The organism is Bacillus sp. FAU20 (assembly GCF_056033865.1).
Window position 1 is genome coordinate 476,631 of sequence record NZ_JBVYHY010000011.1, and the last position, 20,609, is coordinate 497,239.

Sequence of the window (20,609 nt, forward strand, 5' to 3'; positions counted from 1 at the left end):
GGAGCGGTTATGAAACCAATCGAAGCAGCACAAAACATAATTACATCACAATTTCCGAATTGTGATGTAGCTTTACTCGGCGGAAGCGTTGCACGAGGAGAAGCGACGAAAACATCTGACCTTGATATTGTAATAGTTGACCACAGTTTAACTTCTTGTTATAGAGAATCTTTCTATAGTAATGGATGGCCTGTTGAGGTGTTTGTTCATAATTTTGAAACATATAAAACTTTTTTCAAAATGGATTGTGATCGAGGGAGACCGTCGTTACCACAATTAGTTTCAGAAGGGATTGCATTAAAAGGGGAACAGGAAATTGTTGAGAAATTAAAAAAAGAAGCGAATGATTTACTACATAAAGGACCAGCTAAATGGACCGAAGAAACGATTAAGCAGAAGCGATATTTTATTACGGATACTTTAGATGACTTTATTGGTGCAACGAAAAGAGAAGAAGAATTGTTTATAGCTAATTTATTAGCGGATTTAGTACATGAATATGTATTAAGAGTAAATGGTATGTGGCTTGGGAGTTCAAAATGGTTTATTAGAGTGCTAAGAAGATATGATGAGCAATATGCAAACAAATTTGTAGCGGCTTTTGATTATTTTTATAAAACGGGAGAGAAAAATGAATTAATTCATTTTATAGAAAAGACGTTAGAGCAGTATGGTGGAAGAGTGTTCGAAGGATTTTCTATTGGTAAATAAAAAGGGGAGAGAACAATGAATGTACCATATGTTCAATTAAGAGAATTGACACTAGATGATGTAGAAGATCGCTATCAATGGTCATTAGATAGAAATGTAACAAAGCATTTAGTTGTACCAGATCAATATCCTCCGTTCACTCGTGGAGATACGAGAAACTGGATTGAAGCTTGTATAAGCCGAAAAAATGGTTATGAACAAAGGGCAATCGTTACTGAGACAGGTATACATATTGGATGGGTAGACCTTAAAAATTTTGATAAAACAAATAAAAATGCAGAACTAGGAATTGCGATTGGAAATAAAGACTATTGGGGTAAAGGATTTGGAATGGCAGCTCTAAACAGCATGTTACAAATAGGTTTTTCCCAGTTTGAATTGGAGAAAATTTGGTTACGTGTAGATGAAGATAATACACAAGCTAAAAAGAGTTATGAAAATGCCGGATTTGTATGCGAAGGGTTAATGAGAAATGATCGATTGAGACAGGGGAAGTTCATTCATCGCAATCGTTACAGTATATTAAAAGAAGAGTATGAATCAAAAAAAGTAGCCTATAAAAATATTATGTAAATTAAAAAGGGGAAGATAAAATGATTCGATTACTTACAAAAGCGGATGCAAAACAATATTGGGAGTTACGTTTACAAGCATTACAAGTAAATCCAGAAGCATTTGTAACGACTTATGAAGAAGCAGTACGTCAAGAAAAACCTCTTGAACGTGTTGCTAGTAATCTTTCATCCAACAGTAGTTTTACATTTGGTGCTTTTAATAATGAAAATCGTTTAGTTGGGGTTGTTACTTTATTAACAGAAGAAAAGGACGCATATAAGCATAAAGGACATATCGTTGCGATGTATGTAGATACTGAAAATCGAAGAAGTGGTCTTGCACGTGATTTAATACGTAAAGCAATTGAAAGGGCAAAAGAGATGAAGCTAGAGCAATTCAATTTAGGGGTTGTGTCAACGAACGAACCAGCAAAACGATTATATGAATCAATGGGATTTAAAACGTACGGAATTGAAAAAAGGGCTATAAAAATGAATGGTGTGTATAGTGATGATGAACATATGGTGTTGTTCTTTTAAGAGAGAAAGTTTTGTATGAAAAAGGGGAAACTGCGACAATAAGATGGGGAATATGGCATATAGCAGATCATAATCGGTATCATCAAGCTCATATAAGTCGATTGAGGAAATTATACAGAGAATATAAACTACATATTCTTTAATTTTTGAATGAACGAACGCCTCTAAATAATAATTAAAGGAGGCGTTTGTTTTTATTCGTTCGCTTTTCTTCCCAAGCTATCATTCAATTTACTGGTTTCTCAATAGAAAACCAGTAAATTGAATGTGCAATAGTTGGTAGCCATCTTTTATAGCGGATGCGTATATTTTCATGGTGAGTATAGTGGGTCGAGATTAAAGTAGATTTTGCCCCTTGAAAATTTTGGTATGTAATGACCTCGATTTCATACCAATGCACTTTATTCCCATGTAAATCTACCACAATTCCTTCATTATCCCAAAATGAAATGTAAGTTTGTATGTAGATTTTTCATCGCGTATACTAAAATATATGTCATAGAGATTAAAAATTAAATACAAGGGGTTTTACAATGAAAGCAATTGTTATAGGGATACTGGCATCATTTTTCTTTGCCTTTACTTTTGTTTTAAACAGGGCAATGGACTTAGAAGGTGGAAGCTGGATTTGGAGTGCATCATTACGGTATTATTTTATGGTTCCAATGCTATTACTTATTGTTATGTATAGAGGGAACTTAAAGCAACTCTTTCAATATATGAAAAACAATCCGAAAGAATGGTTAGTTTGGAGTATCGTTGGATTTGGTCTCTTTTATGCACCGCTTAGTTTTGCTGGAGCGTTCGGACCAGGTTGGCTCGTTGCATCAACATGGCAAATTACAATCGTTGCAGGGATTTTGTTAACACCATTTTTTGCGGTGGATCCACTACATAAAAAACTTCCGATGAAGGAATTAGTTATGTCGGGCATTATTTTATTCGGTGTTGTTCTCATGCAAGTAGAACATGCTTCTTCATTAGGTATTCGTGAAACCATTTTCTGTGTAGTTCCTGTAGTTATTGCAGCATTTGCGTATCCTCTTGGAAATAGAAAAATGATGCAAGTTTGTAAAGGGGAATTAGATGTATTTCAGCGAGTACTCGGTATGACATTAGCAAGTTTACCATTTTGGTTTTTATTATCTGGTTACGAAGTATCAACTGGCGGATTACCGTCAAGTAGCCAAGTTTTTCAATGTTTTATTGTAGCAGTTAGCTCTGGGTTAATCGCGACAGTATTATTTTTCTTTGCGACAGATCTTGTAAAAGATGATCCGCAAAAATTAGCAACAGTGGAAGCGACGCAGTCTGGTGAAGTTTTATTTGCGCTAGTAGGAGAGCTGATCTGGTTATCTGCACCAATTCCGTCATCATTATCTTGGATTGGTATGAGTCTCGTTATTATTGGAATGATACTTCATAGTTATGTGGCTGTCGTTGTAAAAAAAGAAGAAAAAATAACGGCGTAATGAGATTAGCTCTTTTTATTAAGAGCTAGTCTTTTTTCATAGAAAGGGATGAAAGTATGAATATACAGCGCGTTGAACAAATTGAAAAAGATTCAATATTAAATGTGCTACAATATGCTGTCGGTCCAAATGAAATAAGCTTAAAGAAGGCAGTAATATTTTATCAAAGTAATAAAGGGACTTTGTACAAATATGAAGAAAAAGCTTGTCTAGGTATTGAAATAATCGGAGAAACTAAAGCAAGAATATGTCATATAGCAGTGGCTCCAGATTATCGTCAAAAAGGAATTGCACTGCAAATGATTAAAGAGATTGTAAGAGTATACCAATTGACTTATATAGAAGCGGAGACAGACGATGGGGCGGTAGAATTTTATAAAAGAATTGGTTTTCAAGTTAAAAGTTTAGGAGAAAAATATCCAGGGATAGAAAGATTTCATTGTTACATGGAAAAATAGCATGAAAATATATAATTGTACATATTGAATATAGTTTGAAAAAAATAATAATTTCATTATATAATATAGGTATCTGGAAAAATATAGATAAAAGAAGATAGGTGTATAACACGTGAGAATGGAGAAAAGTAAGTTTATAAAAATAGCTACTTCAATAGGGATGTCATCTTTTTTATTAACAGGTTGTGGTGATTATGAAGAAGAAACTGCTCAGCAAGAAAGTACAGCTGTTAAAACAGATGGTGCAAAACAAAGAAATGAACAAGAAACATTAAATTGTGATGATAAAGCCCCAACCAATGAAAATATAGTGACAGATGAGTTATGCAAGGAAAATAATCCGTCATTTTCATCTTATCATGAAAACTCTCATTTACCGATACTTCCATTTGTAGCAGGATATTTATTAGCGAGTAGAACTTCAAATATGAATTATACAGCAAAACCAAATTTAATGAAGAAACCATATGCAAATAATGTTATTCCATATCGTGAAAAAGATGAGCGTAGAACAGGTGGCGGTAGTAGCGGTGGTTATTCTGGTGGTTCTAACGGTAACAATAATTCTTCCAATAAAGTGGATTTAAATAAACAGCAGCCAAATCCATCCAATAAAGTAACACCAGATACAAATACGCCAAAATCATCTACTACGCAAACACCGAAAGTAAACTCTGGTTCAAGTGGAATTGGAAACGCAAAAGCGCCAGCAGGATCCTAAAACGAAAGGGTAATGGAGTAATGTATACACAACGAGAGCAAGAAGAGTATATGAAAGTATGGTTTTCACTTGCAGAAGAGGCTAGTAGGAATGGTTTCACTTGGCCTAGTCTGTTAGAGAATGAAGAATGGAATCAATATATGGCAACAGGGATGTATCGCATGCCAGCAAAAACTTATACTGCTATCTCAAAAGCGACAGAAGAAATCATGTATGTGTTATATAGAACGTATCAATATATTGTAAATACGACAGAAGATTTTCAAAAACTTGGATTTCCAGCTGAAGCGTGGGAAATGGCGAGAATGAAACATAATGGTTTATTTTCATATTTTACAAGGTTTGATTTTATCGTAAATGGTGACGATATAAAATTAATAGAAGTAAATTGTGATACGCCAACAGGCTATTTAGAACCGTCTGTCGCAAATGAAGTGTTATGCCGTTATCATGATGTAAATCACCCAAACCATATAGAAGAGCATATTGTGCAAGCATGGGAACAAATTAAACATGACTATCATATAGGCCCTGAAGAGACGATATATTTTACTAGTTATGATTGGCACGATGAAGATAGACAAACGGTCCAGTTTTTAAGAACGTATTGCTTAAATCAGTCAACGGACTATGTAGGAATACAAGACATTGTCGTTGCGGAAGATGGTATATATACGCCAAGTGGAGAAAAAATAAAATATTTATATAGACTGTATCCAATAGAGTATTTAGTAACGGACGTTGATAAGAATGGGAAAAGGATTGGTTTGCAATTTTTAGATCATATTGCGCAAGAAAGAGTGAAAATTATTAATCCGCCAGCCGCGTTTGTTATGCAAAACAAAAGTGTACTCGCACTAATTTGGAAGTTTTATGAAGAAAGTGTTTTCTTTACAGAAGAAGAGCAAGACATTATTTATAAATACTTTCTACCAACATATTTTTCAAATAAGCGATTTCTAGAAAGACATGAATCATACGTTTCAAAACCTGTATTTGGTCGTGAAGGTGGCGGAGTATCTATATACGAAAATGATGAATTATTAGCTGAAGATAAAACAGAGTATTACTTTGAACAAAGGAAGATATACCAGCAATACATAGAAATGCCTGACTATACCATTGACACATGGGATGGTCCATATACTGGTAAACTATTAATTGGCTCTCACTGTATAAGCGGAAGAGCAGCAGGCTTATTTTTACGTGTAGGTGAGAAAATAACGGGAAACTTATCAATGTTTACTGGGGTTACAATTGAAGGATAAAGTAAACAAAGAGCTCATCATTTGTGATGAGCTCTTTCGTCTATGTATAAAACAGCTTTTTATGGTTGGATGTAAAATCTTCACTTTCTTTTTTAATTTAAATCTTAATATTATAATTTAAATATTTTTATGTAATAATATTACCATTTTTTATAGATATGAAAAATGATTAAGTTAAAAATTAAGAAAAATATGATAATATATTTATATAAAAGTTTAAATTTACGTAGCTAGTGGGGGAACCAATATGAAAATGAATGAAATAGTTGCAAGTACACAATTTCCAAATACAATCGAAACAATAACAAAAGATTTAAAAGCATTAGGAGTCGAAAAAGGAATGACAATTATCGTTCATTCATCACTAAGTTCTATCGGGTGGATATCTGGTGGTGCGGTTGCTGTAGTAGAAGCATTAATGAAAGTTGTTACGGAAGAAGGAACGATAATAATGCCAACGCAATCTTCGGATTTGTCCGATCCGAAACATTGGTCAAGACCACCTGTACCGGAAGACTGGTGGCAAATTATCCGAGATAACGTCCCAGCATTTGATTCACGTATAACCCCAACAAGGGGAATGGGTGAAATAGTTGAATGTTTTCGTACATATCCGAATGTAGTACGTAGTAATCATCCGTTAGGAAGTTTTGCTGCATGGGGAAAACATGCAGTAGAAATAACAATGAACCATTCGTTATCAATGAGCTTTGGAGAAGAATCTCCATTAAGAAAAATATATGATTTAGACGGGTACGTATTATTAATTGGTGTTGGATATGATTCCAATACGTCTGTTCATTTATCCGAGGTGCGTTCTGGTGCATGTGAGTTAATACAAGTAGGAGCACCTATTATAGAAAACGGTGAAAGAGTGTGGAAAGAGTTTGTTGAAATGGATTACGAATCTGAGAAGTTTGTAGAAATTGGTGTGGAGTTTGAGCGAAAAGGAACTGTAAAAAATGGGAAGATAGGGAATGCAACGTGTCGTCTAATGAAACAGCGTGATATAGTTGACTTTGGAACAGAATGGTTTCGTAAGAAAAATTAGTAAGGGATGGTTACAATGAAGGGGAAAAAGGTATTAATTACGAGCGGTGGTTGTCTAGAAAAATGGGATCAAGTACGCGGGCATACGAATATGGCCAAAGGTACAATTGGAAGGATAATCGCAGAAGAACTTCTAGCTAAAGGGGCACATGTTATATATTTACACGGTTATTTTGCGGAGAAACCGAGTGATGTACATAGAGGGTTAGAATTACATCCGTTTGAAGGAATCGTTGATTTACAAGATAAAATGAAAAGTATCATCACACATGAAAAGGTTGATGCAGTCATTATGGCAGCGGCTGGATCAGATTGGATTGTGGAGAAGATTTGTGATCAAGATGGTAATGTTCTTAATATGAACGGAAAAATTTCAAGTGATATAGCACCGATTATTCATTTTCAAAAGGCTCCAAAAGTATTAAAACAAATAAAAGAATGGGACCCAGAAACAGTGCTTGTTGGTTTTAAACTTGAAAGTGATTTAAGTGAAGAAGAACTGTTTGAAAGAGCAAAAAATAGAATGAAAGAAGCAAGGGCGAATGTAATGATTGCGAATTCACCACATTCTTTATATTCGCGCGGAGCTGTGCATTATGTAATTGGACAGAATGGTAAAGGGAAGTTGTGCAATGGGAAAGATGAAACAGCGAAAGAAATTGTCAAAAGCTTAGAGATATTATGTAATCGTGTCACTGCTTTTTAAAATTAAGTTTTTAGATAAGAATGAATCCGCATAGTAATAAGTAAGCGAAACTTTAATTGGTGGGAATTTTACTTTTACACGAATGTGAAGCGTATATCAATCAAGAGCTATACACAGAATAATTGGTGAGGAGTGGATTCTATGGAACATTTATTAAAGCAAGCTATTAAACTTAGAAACGAAAAGAAGTATGCGCAGTCTAAAGAGATGCTTATAGGATTAACAAACTTTACAAAGGATGCAGAAGTACTGTATCAGTGTGCGTGGATACATGATGTAATGGGGCTAGAAACAGAAGCAGTTCCGTATTATGAGCAGGCAATCGCAAATGGACTTGATGGCGAATCGCTTTGCGGTGCTTATATTGGTTTAGGAAGTACATATCGTTGTATAGGGGAATATGAAAAGGCAATTACAGTATTAGAAGCTGGGGTGAAAAAATTCCCAGAGAACGCTCCGATGAAAGTATTTTTATCATTAGCAAAATATAACGTAAACGATCACGAATCAGCGATGAAATTATTACTTGAAACTGTCGTGAAAGTAGAGGAAGTAAAAGAATTTGAACGTGCCATTTCATTTTATAAAGACCATTTAAATGAGGTTTTTAAATAAAGGAGTGAACGTATGAAGGCTACACTATCACAAAGGCGAAAAGGTATTTGGATTGGACTCGTCTCTTTAATTATGCTATCAAACTATTTATTGTATGCCCTTCCAATTGTACCAGTTGCGCCGAAAGAAGTTGTGCTTGGGTCATTATTAGATTGCATGTTTGTCATTCCAATCATCACGTATTTCTTCATTATTCGAAAAAGATACTCATTAACGTATATAGTTCCTGTTGTAATAGCTGGTTATATTTTTGCAAGATTTATTATTCCAAGTGACTATTTACAAGCTTTTTCATTCATCTCTTATATTATTGTTGCGGCTGAAATTGCATTTGTAGGTATAGAATTATTCCTTCTCTATAAAATTGTTAGAGTGCTTCCTAAAATAATAAAAAAATATAAAGAATATAGAAGAGAAAATTATTCCTTTTCTTATGCAATTGATGCAGCGTTTGACGCTACTATGAAAAGAAGTAAGTTAGTAGATGTCATTCTAACAGAGTGTAAGTTAATCTATTATGCGTTTTTATCGTGGCGTGAAAAAGTACCAACAGGTAAATCTGTATACTCATATCATAAAAAGACTGGTGCTATAGGTGTGTATATCATGATTATTCACGCAACAGTAATTGAAAGCATTGGTTTTCATTATTTACTACATCAGTGGAATTCAGTAATAGCATGGATTTTACTTATTTTAAATGTATACGCGATGATTTATTTTATAGCTGAAATACAAGCGATGCGCAAAAATCCCCTTGTCGTAACAGAAGAACAAGTAATCATTCAAATCGGATTAGGAAAGAAAATCGTTATGCCATTTACACAAATAGATAGTATTGCGTTCTACAAGGGAGAATTGCTAACGGCAAAAGAAGGGAAACAGGTATTGGATGCAACTGTTATGGAGTTCATAAAAGAACCTGCTACTTTTGAAATAACATTAAAAGAGCCAGTGAAAGCGCAGTTGTTATACGGCTTTTCTAAAACAGTAAGTCGTGTTTACTTAAATGTTGATGAAGAACGAAAATTTTATGATGCGGTTAAGGAAAAGTTAAAACATGAGTAATAGTGCTGTTAGTTGCATAAAAACAAATGAGCTTCCGTTAGAAGTGAAAAAATATGAAACATGGATAGTGAAAAACTCTTTCTAAATAAGAAGGAGTTTTTATTATGTACTTGTATAAATCATTATATAAAAAACTATATACTTCTTTATCACTACATAAATGGATATAATTGAGGATAGAACTAGCATAAGGGGAAACAAAATAATGAATAAGTTACTTACATCGAAAATTGAAATTATAGAAAGAAAAATCCGGTATAACTCAACAATAGTAGATCACAATTGCTTATTACTTGAAAAACAATCACAAAGTATCGTTTTGTTTCACGAGGTGCAGTATTCATTTACAATGACTGCAAATGATACTAAGTTAACAATCCCAAAAGGGAGTTATACAATCGCATATTACTGGAAAGATCGTCCGTACAATTTATACGTATGGAGAGATATAAAAGGAAAGTATTTAGGTTCATATTTTAATATCGTAAAAAACACACAAATAAAAGATGAAGTGGTTTCCTTTGAAGATTTAATCATCGATATTATGGTACTTCCAAATGGAGAATACTTCATATTGGATGAGGATGAAGTACCAGAACCATTAGGAAATTTCGAAGGTGGTTATGTGAAGAAAGCTCTTTATGGATTAAAAGAAATCATTCAAAAAGAGCTTCCATCAATAGTTTTGGAGACAGCCAGGGTGCAGAGGAAATAAAATTAAATTACATAAATATTTTGAATAGGAATGAGTAGTCTTAAGTTATACGATCTAACTTTTTTGATAAATCTAAGGTTAGTAGCATATTTCTTGAAATTACTCTTTTTTTGTAGAAATTTCGTCGCTTAGTTATTAAATCCCATCAAATGCATTTAGCGTGTGAGTTTTCTTATTGGTTACAGTGGATTAAAGATCATAAAAAATAGTAAGTAAACGATACCGTTTAAATAAAAAAAAGTAAAATGTTCAAACAAATCATATGTATGTTTTAATAAAACCTAGTTGACTTATCGGAAATATTTGTATAATATGTACTTAATTCCATAACATATTGCTGATTGGAGAAACCAAAGGCATTTTATCAACAGATAAAATGCCTTTGGTTTTTTTATTGCACAAATACTGAATCTGTTCATTTATATGAATCATTTTAAGGAGGGGAAGAAATGACTGTTTCAATTGATGGGGTATCAAAATGTTTTTTGAAACAAACTGGTACGGTTCAAGTGCTAGAGAATATTAATTTTCAATTAGAGAAAGGGGATTTTGTTACAGTAATTGGTCCGAGTGGGTGTGGAAAAAGTACATTACTAAAAATTGTTGCAGGTCTAGATAATGATTTTGAAGGTGAAGTTGTTATTGACGGGGAGCCTATTTTAAAAACCAGCAAGAAACAAGGTTTTATTTTTCAAGAACATAGGCTATTTCCATGGTTAACAGTTGAAGAAAATATAGCGGCAGATTTGTCGTTAAAAGATAAGTATGTGAAAGATAAGGTGAGAGAATGGGTTGAAATCGTTCGGTTAGATGGCTTTGAAAAATTGTATCCGAAAGAAATTTCAGGCGGGATGTCACAACGTGTTGCGATAGCAAGAGCGTTATTAAGAGATCCCAATATATTATTACTTGATGAACCTTTTGGAGCGCTGGATGCTTTTACTCGAAGTCATTTACAAGAAGTATTGCTAAATATTTGGGAGCAGAAGAAAACAACAATGATATTCGTTACACATGATATAGACGAAGCGATATATCTTTCAAACCGAATCATCATTATGAGTACAAAGCCTGGAAAAATACATAAAGTAATTGAAAATAATTTGCCTTATCCGCGAAATAAAACTTCTCAATTATTCCAACAACTTCGAACGAAAGTATTACAGCAGTTTGAATATGGAGGATTGATTCAAACAAGTATATAGGAAAAGGGTGATTTTATATGTATAAAAAATTTAAAGTTCTTTCTTTTGCTTTAGCTATATCAGTATGTTTATTAGGATGTGAAAAAAGTACAGTAAGTAGTAAGAAAGAAGATGTAACAATACAAATTGGTATACAGCAAGGATTAAGCCCGCTATTACTAGCAAAGAAAAAGGGGTGGTTTGAAGAGGAGTTTAAAAAAGAAGGAGTTAAAGTGAAATGGACAGAGTTCCAAAGTGGACCTCCTTATTTTGAAGCAATTGCATCAAACCGATTAGACTTTGGTGAAGTAGGGAATTCTCCAGTCATTTCAGCGCAAGCAGCAGGTATTGGATTTACCGAAATCGCCAATACAAGTTATGCGAGAAAAGGAACTGGAATTCTCGTTCAAAAAGATAGCAAGATTACGAGTGTAAAAGAGTTGAAAGGTAAAAAAATTGCAGTAGCAAAAGGAAGTAGTGCCTTTAATTTATTATATCGAGCACTCGATAAAGAAGGTATCGATGCAAAAGATGTAAATGTCATTCAATTACAACCAGATGAAGCGCAGCCTGCATTTGAATCAGGATCAGTAGATGCATGGGCGATTTGGGACCCTTTCATATCATTACATACATTAAATAAAGGTGCGAAAGTGATTGCAGACGGTGAAACATTAAATGTCTCTTCACCAGAATTTTTAATTACGAGAACAAAATTTGCGAAAGAACATCCAGAATTAGTTGAGAAATTCCTCAAAGTTTATGAGAAAGCACGTGTATGGCAAGATGCTAACTTAGATGAAGCAATAAAAGTATATACTTCTGTAAAAAAGATAGATGCGGAGATCGTAAAAGAAGTGTTTAATCACGACAAACCAATTTTAGTTCCGGTAACGAAGGAAATAATAGCAGAACAACAAAAGACAGCGGATTTTCAATATAAGCTCGGTTCTATAAAGAAAGAACTTAAGACGGAAAAAGTTGTAGATAATTCTTTCGTAGAAAAAGCATTGAAAGCGAAGTGAAAAGAGGTTTTGTAAAGTGGAAAATACGAAAGCTGTTATTAAACGAGCGAGTATAACGATTGAGAAAAACAGCGTCAAGAAGGTGCGAAAGTTAAATGTAAAAATTTTAGTAAGGGCGATTACTATACCGGTTATTATATTAATAATTTGGCAGTTGGCTGGCGTATTCGGTCTTGTTTCTAAAACAGTCTTACCAACACCATTAGATATTTTTCTAGCTTTCCAAGATCTTATTAAAACAGGAGAGTTATTCGGCCATTTAAGTATTAGTGTATTTAGGGCTGCGGCTGGTTTCTTTATTGGCGGAGGCTTAGGAATCATTTTAGGAACGATTGTTGGATTTTCAACGAGAAGTGAGCAATATTTAGATCCATCTGTGCAAATGTTAAGAACTGTACCTCATTTAGCTGTTGCACCGCTTTTCGTATTATGGTTCGGTTTTGGTGAAACATCGAAAGTGTTATTAATTGCAGATGGTGCATTTTTTCCTTTATACGTAAACGCATTTTTAGGTATTAGAGGTGTGGATTCAAAGTTATTTGATGTTGCGAGAGTGTTAGAGTTTAGTAAAAGAAAATTAATCACGAAACTAATTTTACCAGCTGCATTGCCTAACCTTTTACTAGGAGCAAGGTTATCGTTAGGTGTTGCATGGGTGAGTTTAGTAGTAGCAGAACTTATGGGGTCTACAGAAGGTATTGGCTATATGATTATGGATGCAAGGCAATTTTCAAATACAGATATCGTATTTGTCAGCATAATTATATTTGCATTTGTTGGGAAGTTTTCTGACTCTCTAGTACGTTTACTAGAAGTGAAGTTTTTAAGATGGCGAGATAACTTTAAAGGTGAGACAGGGGATTAACATATAAATTATTAGGGGTAATTTATATAGAATGTGTTAGTATACGATTCAAAATAAATAAGGGGTGTGTAAAGGTATGGAATTATTATGGTTTATTCCGGCTTATGGAGATGGTCGATATTTAGGAACGACAAAACGAGGAAGAGCAGCTGAATATGGTTATTATAAGCAAGTTGCTGCGGCAGCTGATTATTTAGGATATACGGGTGTTTTACTTCCAACTGGTCAAGGATGTGAAGACCCTTGGGTGTTAGCTTCAGCTCTTGCTGCTGAAACAGAAAAACTAAAATTTTTAGTAGCAGTGAGACCAGGACTAATGTCACCTACAGTTGCAGCGAGGATGGCATCTACATTTGATAGAATTTCAGATGGGAGACTACTTATCAATGTAGTAGCTGGAGGAGATCCAGTTGAACTACAAGGAGATGGATTATATCTTGAGCATGATGAAAGATATGAAGCAGCGGATGAATTTTTAAAAGTTTGGAAATCGACATTGCAGGGTGAAACGATCTCTTTAGAAGGAAAACATATTAAAGTTACAGATAGTAAAGTTGTCTTCCCACCAGTTCAAACGCCCTATCCTCCAATATATTTCGGGGGATCATCAACTGCTGGAAAAGAAGTAGCAGCTCAACATAGTGATGTATACTTAACGTGGGGAGAGCCGCCAGAGCAAGTGAAAGAGAAAATAGAAGAAGTAAGAAAACTTGCAGAAGAGAAGGGGCGTACAGTACGATTTGGCATTAGATTACACGTAATTGTAAGAGAGACAGAAGAAGAAGCATGGGAAGAGGCCGAACGTTTAATTCAATATGTGGATAATGAAACAATTGAGCTTGCTCAAAAGACATTTGCAAGATATGATTCGGTTGGTCAAAAACGGATGACACATTTAAATAAAGGTACGAGAGAGTCGTTAGAGATAAGCCCTAATTTATGGGCTGGAATCGGACTTGTAAGAGGTGGGGCAGGTACTGCACTTGTAGGCGATCCGCATACAGTAGCAGAAAGAATAAAAGAATATGAATCGTTAGGAATTGATACGTTTGTTTTATCAGGATATCCACATTTAGAAGAAGCATATGATGTGGCAGAATTGTTATTCCCATTATTGAAAGACGAGAAGAAAGAAGCAAATAAAATTGTTGGTGAAATGATTGCTGATGCATATGCATTAAAAAAATAGTCAGAAATAAAGTTTCATCTATTTATTGCTTCATTTTGTTTATTGCCTGTTAATACGGGATAAAAAATCCGCAAGTTATTCGCTTGCGGGTTTTCATCGTAAATTATTAGAAAATATGGTAAAATTAAAGGGTAACTTAAGGTGCGGTTGGTTGTTCAATTATCACTTCTCCGAGTAGGAGGGGGGTGATAATACGTGAGTGAAATAGCGTTGCTACTGCAGGGTGGACTGTTTCTCGTTGCATTGTTAACGTTCGTCGTCGTTTTAATAGACAAGCTCAAAAAATAACAACCCACCTATGCCTATAGAATGTGGGTTGTTTTGTTTGTAAGAAACAAATAGGATAAATGAACAATCCAATCTGCTAAGTTACGTGGACTAGTGTGTAGCCGCACACTAGTCTTTTTTATTTATATACAATTTATAATTGGTTTATGTGATTGTATTGTTCTTTTCATACTCATTATAACACAGTGTCTTTTCATCAAGAAAGGAGACCGTATGTTCTGGTTCTTGTTATATAGTAGGTGCTTTTTCTTTAAACAGCCCATCCATATACTGTTTTAAACTTTGGACATGAAATTTCTGTGTATTCACATTATTTACACCGACAATGGGTGATGGAAGGTCAAATCTTTTTTCTGATAAATGAACGACAACATCAAAGATGTCAAACAAACGAATGAAGCAAAACAGACCGTCTTTATCGCTAAGTAAAATAAAGTAATGATTTTCACTACTTGTATTTAGCGTATTCCATAAAGAACTTTTGCTTAAATCACGTACAATGCTTTTTTCTTTTAGTTCCACGAAATCTGCATTTGAGAGAATGGTAGAGATATCAATTGCATCTTGATTTTCAAAGTAGCCATCAACTGTTTGTACAGCGAATGTATAAGCCATTTTTAATATACTCATTTTATATTTACGGTTATCTAATAGCAATTCACGTTGAATAGAACTCGCTACTTTCGTTACACGTTCCTCTTTCCAAATTTCATTATGTAAGGAAATATCGTGCTTTTTACATAGTTTCATAATTAATGCATTAGAATAAAGAATTTCGTCGCTTACTTCGACAACATCAGTCTCAGCAGCCGCAAGTTCTTCGCCGTGCTCATTCGTATAGAGTGGGGAATCAATTTGTCTTTTCATTTGTTCAATCTTAAATTGACTCAATTTATGCCTAATTAAAGGACGATCAATATTTGTTGTCATTTGTTCATGGCAAGTATCACAAATTGAGTTTGTGAAATAATATCCACATAATATTTCTGGAATGACATATTGTTCACTAAGTTCTTTCGTATCTTTTCTGCAAATGATGCATTGTATCATTTTTATCACCTTTACCTGCAAATTTGTATGTAATCTCATTGTAGTGTATTTATCGGTATTTTGGAATATTGTAAAGGAAAATATTATGTGAAATTCATACTTATTTTGGTACAATGAAGAGAAGTGCTAGTTTAAAGGAGGCCATTTTTTTGAAATCAAAAGTGCACTTTTGGACATTAGAAGTGCTAATGGTTGTAGGAATCATATTTATTTGCACAAAAATATCATTTTTATTTCAACCGATTGGTATCTTCATATCAACATTATTTTTCCCAATCTTAATCGCGCTTTTTTTATACTTCATATTTAATCCTGTATTAATCTTTTTGGAGAATAAAAAAGTACCTAGAAATTTAGCGATATTGCTGTTATATCTTTTTATCATAACATTAACTGCGGTTGGCGTTGGAGTAGTTGTTCCTACGATTTCACAACAGCTAATGGACTTAGTAAAAAATATGCCAGGCTACATAAAAGAGGGAAAAGTATACATACAAGAATTATCACATCATAGGTTGTTTGAATGGTTATCTACACAAAACTACGTTTCCATTGAAACAATTGAAAAAAATGCGATTGAATACTTAAAAGATATACCAAATACAATTACGTCGAGTGCAACGGCTTTATTTGGTATTATCACGAACGTTGCGTTAGTTGTATTTACTGTACCGTTCATTTTATTTTACATGTTTAAAGATGGACATGCCTTTCCAGGAAAAGCGGTAAGTTTATTACCAGAGTCTTACCGTGAAGAGGGGCTTCGTATCATTAAGGAAACGAACGAAACATTATCTGCATATATTCAAGGGCAAGCGCTCGTTTGTATATTTGTAGGTGCTTTTACTTTTATCGGTTATTTAATTATCGATTTACCGTACGCTTTTGTTTTAGGAATTATAGCAGCATTTACAAACATCATTCCTAACTTAGGTCCATTTATCGGAGCAGCACCAGCTGTTATTGTAGGACTGTTCGTATCTCCGATGCAAGCCTTATACGTAATTATTATCGTAACAATTGTACAACAGTTTGAAAGTAATATTATTTCACCACGTATTATGAGCTCAAAATTAAACATCCACCCATTAACAATTATTATCCTAATTTTAGGGGTAGGTAACTTTGCTGGAATCATCGGAATGATTTTAGCAGTACCAGTTTATGCAGTAACAAAAACAGTTGTTTCGAACTTAGTGAGATTGTTTAAGACGAAGAGAAATAATCGGAAATAGTAAAACCTAAGAAAGATACACCTCTTTTTAAGTGGTGTATCTTTTGTTTATAAAAAAAAAATTAAAAGCGGGTTGATTTGATTTTATTATATATTTTTTATATATCAAATTTAGTGATGAACTTGTGTGATATAAGCTCTATAAAACTATGTGGAATCCCTCTGAACTATCCAAATCATTTCTTTACAGCGTGCTATTAACATCATAATCTACTCCTTTCAATTCTATATAGTTAAACGATTAAAGATGAGTGTAGTATTTGCTTCTACGATCTCGAATTTCATTAATAACTTGTTTATATTGTCTTTCTTGTTTTAATTCATTTTGAGATATTGTTTCTTTTTGAATCGTAATCGTTAAAAAGAAAAGGTGAAACTTCATATGTGAATTCCTCCTTTCGAATTGGAATTACAGATGACTACAGTAATGACTTTGTCTTTCTTTTACAGAATCCATAGCCTGATTAATTTGTCGTTCATGAAGCATTTCAGACTCAGAAAATTTATTTTTTTGAATGGTAATGGTTAAAAAGAATACTTTAAATTTCATAAAATAATTGCCCCTTTATAAGTGATTTAGAAAAAACGAGTGTAATAAGAAATTAAAGGTGACTACAGTAATGACTTTGTCTTTCTTTTACAGAATCCATAGCCTGATTAATTTGTCGCTCATGGAGCATTTCAGACTCGGAAAATTTATTTTTTTGAATGGTAATGGTTAAAAAGAATACTTTAAATTTCATTAGATAATTACCCCTTTATAAGTGATTTAGAAAAGACGAGTGTAATAAGAAGATTGGCGCTCTTTTATTTCGTCCATAATGTTTTGGATGTGTTGCTCGCGTAAAATCTCTTTCTGTGAGAGCTTACGTTTTTGAATGGTGATTGTTAAAAAGAATGCTTTAAATTTCATGAATATATTACCCCTTTAAAATATATTTTTAATACATTTGAGTGTAGTGCGAACTTTTAATGTCAGTTATTTTATCAGTCAGTCGTTTTAACTGTTGTTTACGATTGATTTCAGTTTCAGATAAAGTATTTTTTTGAAGCACAGTCGTAAAAAAGAAAATATGAAAAGTCATAAATGAATTCCTCCTTTCGAAAAGGAATTACAGGTGATCACAGTAAAGTGCTTGGCGCTCCTTAACATCATTCATAGCTTTTTCAATTTGTTGATTATGAAGAATTTCATCTTTGGAAATTGTATTTCTTTGAATCGTAATACTTAAAAACAATACGCTAATAGTCATTGAATGTTGCTCCTTTCTTAGAAAAATAATGTAAGAGACTAAAAAAATCGCGCAAAAAAACCACAGGAAGATACAGTTCTCCTATGGCTGGGCGTGAAAAAGCCACAGGAAAGTATACGACCTCCTGTGGCGAATTTATGAATTAAATGAAATAAAGTACGATTTTCAATTCTCCATTAGGGTGGTCGAATTCATATTTAATTGTCCAGAAAACACAGGTGCAGTTAACGCTAAAGTTAATGCATGTAATTGTAATTTCATCATTTCCTTCGACCTCCTTTTAGAATTTTTTTCTTACGTTAGTAAGTATATACAATTAATGGATAATTGTAAACATAAAAAATGAAAATTTTTAATTTTGATTAAAATGCGTATATTTAAAAAGGGATTTGAAAGTAAATATTGTAATTAACGAATATCGATAAAAATGGGGGATGCTAAATGAAATATATGCATCATAACATGATCGTTATGCTAACAATTTTTTTATTCATTGCGGCTTGTTCTGACGGAGAAAGAATAAAAGATATATATGATGTTAGGTCAGATGATTTTAAGAAATATACTGGGACATACGTTGGTAATAATTCAGATGTGGTTGCAATTGTTAATCATTTACCCGGTGGTGGAACAGTTCAAAGTATAAGTTTAGGAAAGTTTGGCGGGAAAATAATAATCATGCTATATGAAAACTTCTCATTTGAGAAGTTTTTTTATTTTTATAGGTAAGCAAAACAAGTTGTTGAAGGGCAGGCTGTCATAGAATATGATACATATTATAATGAGGAAAAGTTGAGGGGATAAAAATGCGTACAATTTTACTTTTTCTAAACAACATGTCCATCGATAAAATAGAGAACATTAGACATAAACATGATCCTTTATTTGGATTAATTCTACCGCATATAACAATCGTATTCCCATTTAAGAGTAATATTTCAAATGATGAATTAAAATCTCATATTTTTAATGTATCAATAGGGGGAGGCAAAATTGAAATTGAGTTTGCAAATCGTATCACTAGTGTAGGAAACTATTTGTTTTTAGAAGTTGATGGAGGAAGAAAACAAATAGAAGAACTACATGATAGGCTGTATACAGGACCTTTATTACAATTTTTGAAAGAAGACATTCCGTACATCCCGCATGTAACAGTCGGAAGAAAAGAAAGTGCCGAATTAGCTGCTGAAGTAGTGAAGGAGATTCCTAGTTTTCATGGGGAGTTAAATTGTGTGATTGATAGAATAAGCGTGGAGCGAATTGGAGAGAACGGGGAATCAATTATTGAATTTGAAGTGCCATTTCTAAAAAGCTGACAAAAGTCAGCTTTTTATTTCGTAGCATGAAGTAATGCACCAATTGCACCGCTATTACCACCATCTTGTAAAAAGATTGGTGTTTTATTTTGATATTCGGTGTAGCTACTAATAATATGTTGAAGTTGTACGTTATTACATAAAGTCGAACCAATATAAATAATATGTTCAATGTTTTTTGTTTCAGCGAATTGAAGGCTTAATGCAGTAACGACTTCACCGACAAGTCCTTGCACAGTAGCTAGTATATCGGAGCTACTATTATTTGATTCTGTAATGGCTGCTTTTCCGAAGTTGCTAGCAGTTAAGTTATTATCGATAGGGGAAAGAATACCACCATAAATATCTCCAACCGTAATATCTAGTTCTTTTCTAGATCCTACTTTTGTTAGAGGTATTATATCTTCAAAATGATCTATATTTGTTAACAATTTTGAAAGTCCCATAATAGTCCCACCGCCAACTCCGGTTCCACCAGCGCGAATATATTGTTCATTATAAACATAATGGATAGAAGTACCTGTACCGATATTGGTTAAAATAAAATTGTTTATAGTGTGTTTTTCTTCTTTTAATATGTATTGGACACCTGCAAGAGTAGATTCAAATTCGTTTAGCTCTATTATTTTATATGAACCTGTAAGCAGTTGCTGTAATAATTTCGATTTACCACCCGTAATACATATTTGTTTTATGCCATTGTTGTTTTTAATCCAATCTATTATTTTATGTTGTTCATGAGAATAAAATTTTTTAAAAGTTAATAGCTTTTTTTCGTTAAAATAAGCTATTTTCGTTAATGTGCCTCCAGCATCGATACCGATAGTACGTTTCATTTTCCTGCTCCTAACTACGTAATATGTTTTCCTATTTACTTAATTGGTTGAGAATAGATATTTCCAACTGATATAAGGAACACTTTAATCTGCTTGATATATTAATAGTTTTTCTATAGTTACAATAGGCTGGTCGTTGACAGTTGCAATACCTTTACCAAGAACAAAACCTCGGCGATTGCGTGTTAGCTCATAATGTAAATCAAGTTTATCACCGGGATATGCTTTTCCGTGGAATTCAACTCCATCTAAAGAGGAGAGGAATCCTAGTCCTTCAGAATCACTTGTATGTACAAATGCACTAAGCTGAGCAAGTGCTTCTACAATTAACATATGAGGCATATGTTTTTGACTATCATTTATAAACCATTCGTTATTTGTAATGAGTTTATATCCTGTAACGAATTCATCTTGTTTTGCATTTGTTACTTTATCAATCATTAAAAATGGATAACGATGGGGAAGTGTGTCTTTAATATGCATATGAAAGT

General features: G+C 33.5%; 28 protein-coding genes and 2 pseudogenes. 21 read left to right on the forward strand and 9 right to left on the reverse strand.

Annotation, left to right across the window (positions count from 1 at the left end; all coding sequences use genetic code 11):
- Positions 1–9 precede the first annotated feature (9 nt).
- The 18 genes and pseudogenes from AC0OM3_RS10790 (at position 10) to AC0OM3_RS10875 (ending at position 14,429) form a co-directional block, all read left to right on the forward strand.
- A complete protein-coding gene (locus tag AC0OM3_RS10790; protein WP_000802426.1) occupies positions 10–711 on the forward strand; it encodes a nucleotidyltransferase domain-containing protein in 702 nt (233 codons plus the stop codon).
- A gap of 15 nt (positions 712–726) precedes the next feature.
- Positions 727–1,284, forward strand: a complete 558-nt coding sequence (locus AC0OM3_RS10795) for a GNAT family N-acetyltransferase (protein ID WP_001102506.1) — start codon at positions 727–729, stop codon at positions 1,282–1,284.
- A gap of 20 nt (positions 1,285–1,304) precedes the next feature.
- Positions 1,305–1,805, forward strand: coding sequence for a GNAT family N-acetyltransferase (locus AC0OM3_RS10800; RefSeq protein WP_000620319.1), 501 nt, complete (start codon positions 1,305–1,307; stop codon positions 1,803–1,805).
- A pseudogene (locus AC0OM3_RS10805) lies at positions 1,802–1,948 on the forward strand (DinB family protein); the annotation flags it as partial. The gene AC0OM3_RS10800 and the pseudogene AC0OM3_RS10805, both read left to right, overlap by 4 nt.
- Positions 1,949–2,338: 390 nt before the next feature.
- Positions 2,339–3,277, forward strand: coding sequence for a DMT family transporter (locus tag AC0OM3_RS10810; protein WP_474211745.1), 939 nt, complete (start codon positions 2,339–2,341; stop codon positions 3,275–3,277).
- A gap of 56 nt (positions 3,278–3,333) precedes the next feature.
- Positions 3,334–3,735 carry a GNAT family N-acetyltransferase gene (locus tag AC0OM3_RS10815; protein ID WP_001025789.1) on the forward strand — a complete coding sequence of 134 codons (402 nt, stop codon included), beginning with the start codon at positions 3,334–3,336 and terminating at the stop codon, positions 3,733–3,735.
- Positions 3,736–3,847: 112 nt separating this feature from the next.
- A complete protein-coding gene (locus AC0OM3_RS10820) occupies positions 3,848–4,456 on the forward strand; it encodes a hypothetical protein (RefSeq protein ID WP_474211747.1) in 609 nt (202 codons plus the stop codon).
- Between the two features lie 20 nt (positions 4,457–4,476).
- Positions 4,477–5,724, forward strand: coding sequence for a glutathionylspermidine synthase family protein (locus AC0OM3_RS10825; RefSeq protein WP_000288525.1), 1,248 nt, complete (start codon positions 4,477–4,479; stop codon positions 5,722–5,724).
- Between the two features lie 247 nt (positions 5,725–5,971).
- Positions 5,972–6,775: an AAC(3) family N-acetyltransferase gene (locus AC0OM3_RS10830; RefSeq protein WP_000783346.1), complete on the forward strand. Its 804-nt coding sequence runs from the start codon at positions 5,972–5,974 to the stop codon at positions 6,773–6,775.
- Between the two features lie 15 nt (positions 6,776–6,790).
- Positions 6,791–7,480, forward strand: a complete 690-nt coding sequence (locus AC0OM3_RS10835) for a phosphopantothenoylcysteine decarboxylase domain-containing protein (RefSeq protein WP_000676728.1) — start codon at positions 6,791–6,793, stop codon at positions 7,478–7,480.
- 141 nt (positions 7,481–7,621) lie between these two features.
- Positions 7,622–8,095: a tetratricopeptide repeat protein gene (locus AC0OM3_RS10840; protein ID WP_000400636.1), complete on the forward strand. Its 474-nt coding sequence runs from the start codon at positions 7,622–7,624 to the stop codon at positions 8,093–8,095.
- A gap of 12 nt (positions 8,096–8,107) precedes the next feature.
- A complete protein-coding gene (locus AC0OM3_RS10845; RefSeq protein WP_000648429.1) occupies positions 8,108–9,163 on the forward strand; it encodes a hypothetical protein in 1,056 nt (351 codons plus the stop codon).
- Between the two features lie 205 nt (positions 9,164–9,368).
- A complete protein-coding gene (locus AC0OM3_RS10850; protein WP_001037880.1) occupies positions 9,369–9,878 on the forward strand; it encodes a ribonuclease FAU-1 family protein in 510 nt (169 codons plus the stop codon).
- 449 nt (positions 9,879–10,327) lie between these two features.
- On the forward strand, positions 10,328–11,083 hold the full coding sequence (locus AC0OM3_RS10855) for an ABC transporter ATP-binding protein (protein ID WP_474211755.1): 756 nt from the start codon (positions 10,328–10,330) through the stop codon (positions 11,081–11,083).
- Between the two features lie 17 nt (positions 11,084–11,100).
- Positions 11,101–12,087: an aliphatic sulfonate ABC transporter substrate-binding protein gene (locus tag AC0OM3_RS10860; protein ID WP_089148735.1), complete on the forward strand. Its 987-nt coding sequence runs from the start codon at positions 11,101–11,103 to the stop codon at positions 12,085–12,087.
- A gap of 16 nt (positions 12,088–12,103) precedes the next feature.
- Complete coding sequence (locus tag AC0OM3_RS10865; RefSeq protein ID WP_474211757.1) at positions 12,104–12,952, forward strand: ABC transporter permease; 849 nt, start codon at positions 12,104–12,106, stop codon at positions 12,950–12,952.
- Between the two features lie 76 nt (positions 12,953–13,028).
- Complete coding sequence (ssuD, locus tag AC0OM3_RS10870) at positions 13,029–14,141, forward strand: FMNH2-dependent alkanesulfonate monooxygenase (protein WP_474211759.1); 1,113 nt, start codon at positions 13,029–13,031, stop codon at positions 14,139–14,141.
- A gap of 195 nt (positions 14,142–14,336) precedes the next feature.
- Complete coding sequence (locus AC0OM3_RS10875) at positions 14,337–14,429, forward strand: putative holin-like toxin (protein ID WP_001289320.1); 93 nt, start codon at positions 14,337–14,339, stop codon at positions 14,427–14,429.
- A 228-nt stretch (positions 14,430–14,657) separates the two neighbouring features.
- Here AC0OM3_RS10875 and AC0OM3_RS10880 read toward each other — a convergent pair whose 3' ends face one another.
- Positions 14,658–15,479: an HNH endonuclease gene (locus AC0OM3_RS10880; RefSeq protein WP_474211760.1), complete on the reverse strand. Its 822-nt coding sequence runs from the start codon at positions 15,477–15,479 to the stop codon at positions 14,658–14,660.
- 149 nt (positions 15,480–15,628) lie between these two features.
- Here AC0OM3_RS10880 and AC0OM3_RS10885 point away from each other — a divergent pair, with 149 nt between their 5' ends.
- The gene (locus AC0OM3_RS10885) at positions 15,629–16,714 is read left to right on the forward strand and encodes an AI-2E family transporter (RefSeq protein WP_474211763.1); all 1,086 of its coding nucleotides are present in this window, start codon (positions 15,629–15,631) and stop codon (positions 16,712–16,714) included.
- Positions 16,715–16,954: 240 nt separating this feature from the next.
- On the opposite strand, the gene AC0OM3_RS10890 is transcribed toward AC0OM3_RS10885, so the two are convergent.
- From AC0OM3_RS10890 to AC0OM3_RS10915, 6 genes are read right to left on the reverse strand one after another with little or no spacing between them, the layout of a single operon-like run.
- Complete coding sequence (locus AC0OM3_RS10890; RefSeq protein ID WP_000668498.1) at positions 16,955–17,095, reverse strand: YrzI family small protein; 141 nt, start codon at positions 17,093–17,095, stop codon at positions 16,955–16,957.
- A 27-nt stretch (positions 17,096–17,122) separates the two neighbouring features.
- Complete coding sequence (locus AC0OM3_RS10895) at positions 17,123–17,263, reverse strand: YrzI family small protein (RefSeq protein ID WP_000669805.1); 141 nt, start codon at positions 17,261–17,263, stop codon at positions 17,123–17,125.
- Positions 17,264–17,315: 52 nt separating this feature from the next.
- Positions 17,316–17,456 (reverse strand): YrzI family small protein, encoded by a 141-nt coding sequence (locus AC0OM3_RS10900; RefSeq protein ID WP_000669805.1) that lies wholly within the window; start codon positions 17,454–17,456, stop codon positions 17,316–17,318.
- 26 nt (positions 17,457–17,482) lie between these two features.
- Positions 17,483–17,626 carry a YrzI family small protein gene (locus AC0OM3_RS10905; RefSeq protein ID WP_474211765.1) on the reverse strand — a complete coding sequence of 48 codons (144 nt, stop codon included), beginning with the start codon at positions 17,624–17,626 and terminating at the stop codon, positions 17,483–17,485.
- 28 nt (positions 17,627–17,654) lie between these two features.
- Positions 17,655–17,798 carry a YrzI family small protein gene (locus AC0OM3_RS10910; RefSeq protein ID WP_000142730.1) on the reverse strand — a complete coding sequence of 48 codons (144 nt, stop codon included), beginning with the start codon at positions 17,796–17,798 and terminating at the stop codon, positions 17,655–17,657.
- A gap of 27 nt (positions 17,799–17,825) precedes the next feature.
- Positions 17,826–17,966 carry a YrzI family small protein gene (locus AC0OM3_RS10915; RefSeq protein WP_000156196.1) on the reverse strand — a complete coding sequence of 47 codons (141 nt, stop codon included), beginning with the start codon at positions 17,964–17,966 and terminating at the stop codon, positions 17,826–17,828.
- 441 nt (positions 17,967–18,407) lie between these two features.
- Between AC0OM3_RS10915 and AC0OM3_RS10920 the strand changes: the two are divergent.
- Together AC0OM3_RS10920 and AC0OM3_RS10925 are read left to right on the forward strand one after the other, a co-directional pair.
- Positions 18,408–18,617: pseudogene (locus AC0OM3_RS10920) on the forward strand (DUF4825 domain-containing protein); the annotation flags it as partial.
- Positions 18,618–18,772: 155 nt separating this feature from the next.
- Positions 18,773–19,282 carry a 2'-5' RNA ligase family protein gene (locus tag AC0OM3_RS10925; protein WP_001259202.1) on the forward strand — a complete coding sequence of 170 codons (510 nt, stop codon included), beginning with the start codon at positions 18,773–18,775 and terminating at the stop codon, positions 19,280–19,282.
- Between the two features lie 14 nt (positions 19,283–19,296).
- Here AC0OM3_RS10925 and coaW read toward each other — a convergent pair whose 3' ends face one another.
- The gene (gene coaW, locus AC0OM3_RS10930; RefSeq protein ID WP_474211769.1) at positions 19,297–20,118 is read right to left on the reverse strand and encodes a type II pantothenate kinase; all 822 of its coding nucleotides are present in this window, start codon (positions 20,116–20,118) and stop codon (positions 19,297–19,299) included.
- Positions 20,119–20,202: 84 nt separating this feature from the next.
- Positions 20,203–20,601: a 3-hydroxyacyl-ACP dehydratase FabZ family protein gene (locus AC0OM3_RS10935; RefSeq protein WP_000547642.1), complete on the reverse strand. Its 399-nt coding sequence runs from the start codon at positions 20,599–20,601 to the stop codon at positions 20,203–20,205.
- Positions 20,602–20,609: the final 8 nt, after the last annotated feature.

What these genes read in the sequence shown, in the direction of transcription:
- AC0OM3_RS10935 (WP_000547642.1), bottom strand. Translation starts at nt 20,601, where the DNA reads ATGCATATTAAAGACACACTTCCCCATCGTTATCCATTTTTAATGATT.
- AC0OM3_RS10925 (WP_001259202.1), top strand. Translation starts at nt 18,773, where the DNA reads ATGCGTACAATTTTACTTTTTCTAAACAACATGTCCATCGATAAAATA.
- AC0OM3_RS10795 (WP_001102506.1), top strand. Translation starts at nt 727, where the DNA reads ATGAATGTACCATATGTTCAATTAAGAGAATTGACACTAGATGATGTA.
- AC0OM3_RS10890 (WP_000668498.1), bottom strand. Translation starts at nt 17,095, where the DNA reads ATGAAGTTTCACCTTTTCTTTTTAACGATTACGATTCAAAAAGAAACA.
- AC0OM3_RS10815 (WP_001025789.1), top strand. Translation starts at nt 3,334, where the DNA reads ATGAATATACAGCGCGTTGAACAAATTGAAAAAGATTCAATATTAAAT.
- AC0OM3_RS10830 (WP_000783346.1), top strand. Translation starts at nt 5,972, where the DNA reads ATGAAAATGAATGAAATAGTTGCAAGTACACAATTTCCAAATACAATC.
- AC0OM3_RS10860 (WP_089148735.1), top strand. Translation starts at nt 11,101, where the DNA reads ATGTATAAAAAATTTAAAGTTCTTTCTTTTGCTTTAGCTATATCAGTA.
- AC0OM3_RS10800 (WP_000620319.1), top strand. Translation starts at nt 1,305, where the DNA reads ATGATTCGATTACTTACAAAAGCGGATGCAAAACAATATTGGGAGTTA.
- AC0OM3_RS10900 (WP_000669805.1), bottom strand. Translation starts at nt 17,456, where the DNA reads ATGAAATTTAAAGTATTCTTTTTAACCATTACCATTCAAAAAAATAAA.
- AC0OM3_RS10850 (WP_001037880.1), top strand. Translation starts at nt 9,369, where the DNA reads ATGAATAAGTTACTTACATCGAAAATTGAAATTATAGAAAGAAAAATC.
- AC0OM3_RS10855 (WP_474211755.1), top strand. Translation starts at nt 10,328, where the DNA reads ATGACTGTTTCAATTGATGGGGTATCAAAATGTTTTTTGAAACAAACT.
- AC0OM3_RS10910 (WP_000142730.1), bottom strand. Translation starts at nt 17,798, where the DNA reads ATGACTTTTCATATTTTCTTTTTTACGACTGTGCTTCAAAAAAATACT.
- AC0OM3_RS10840 (WP_000400636.1), top strand. Translation starts at nt 7,622, where the DNA reads ATGGAACATTTATTAAAGCAAGCTATTAAACTTAGAAACGAAAAGAAG.
- AC0OM3_RS10835 (WP_000676728.1), top strand. Translation starts at nt 6,791, where the DNA reads ATGAAGGGGAAAAAGGTATTAATTACGAGCGGTGGTTGTCTAGAAAAA.
- AC0OM3_RS10905 (WP_474211765.1), bottom strand. Translation starts at nt 17,626, where the DNA reads ATGAAATTTAAAGCATTCTTTTTAACAATCACCATTCAAAAACGTAAG.
- ssuD (WP_474211759.1), top strand. Translation starts at nt 13,029, where the DNA reads ATGGAATTATTATGGTTTATTCCGGCTTATGGAGATGGTCGATATTTA.
- AC0OM3_RS10810 (WP_474211745.1), top strand. Translation starts at nt 2,339, where the DNA reads ATGAAAGCAATTGTTATAGGGATACTGGCATCATTTTTCTTTGCCTTT.
- coaW (WP_474211769.1), bottom strand. Translation starts at nt 20,118, where the DNA reads ATGAAACGTACTATCGGTATCGATGCTGGAGGCACATTAACGAAAATA.
- AC0OM3_RS10790 (WP_000802426.1), top strand. Translation starts at nt 10, where the DNA reads ATGAAACCAATCGAAGCAGCACAAAACATAATTACATCACAATTTCCG.
- AC0OM3_RS10915 (WP_000156196.1), bottom strand. Translation starts at nt 17,966, where the DNA reads ATGACTATTAGCGTATTGTTTTTAAGTATTACGATTCAAAGAAATACA.
- AC0OM3_RS10825 (WP_000288525.1), top strand. Translation starts at nt 4,477, where the DNA reads ATGTATACACAACGAGAGCAAGAAGAGTATATGAAAGTATGGTTTTCA.
- AC0OM3_RS10880 (WP_474211760.1), bottom strand. Translation starts at nt 15,479, where the DNA reads ATGATACAATGCATCATTTGCAGAAAAGATACGAAAGAACTTAGTGAA.
- AC0OM3_RS10895 (WP_000669805.1), bottom strand. Translation starts at nt 17,263, where the DNA reads ATGAAATTTAAAGTATTCTTTTTAACCATTACCATTCAAAAAAATAAA.
- AC0OM3_RS10845 (WP_000648429.1), top strand. Translation starts at nt 8,108, where the DNA reads ATGAAGGCTACACTATCACAAAGGCGAAAAGGTATTTGGATTGGACTC.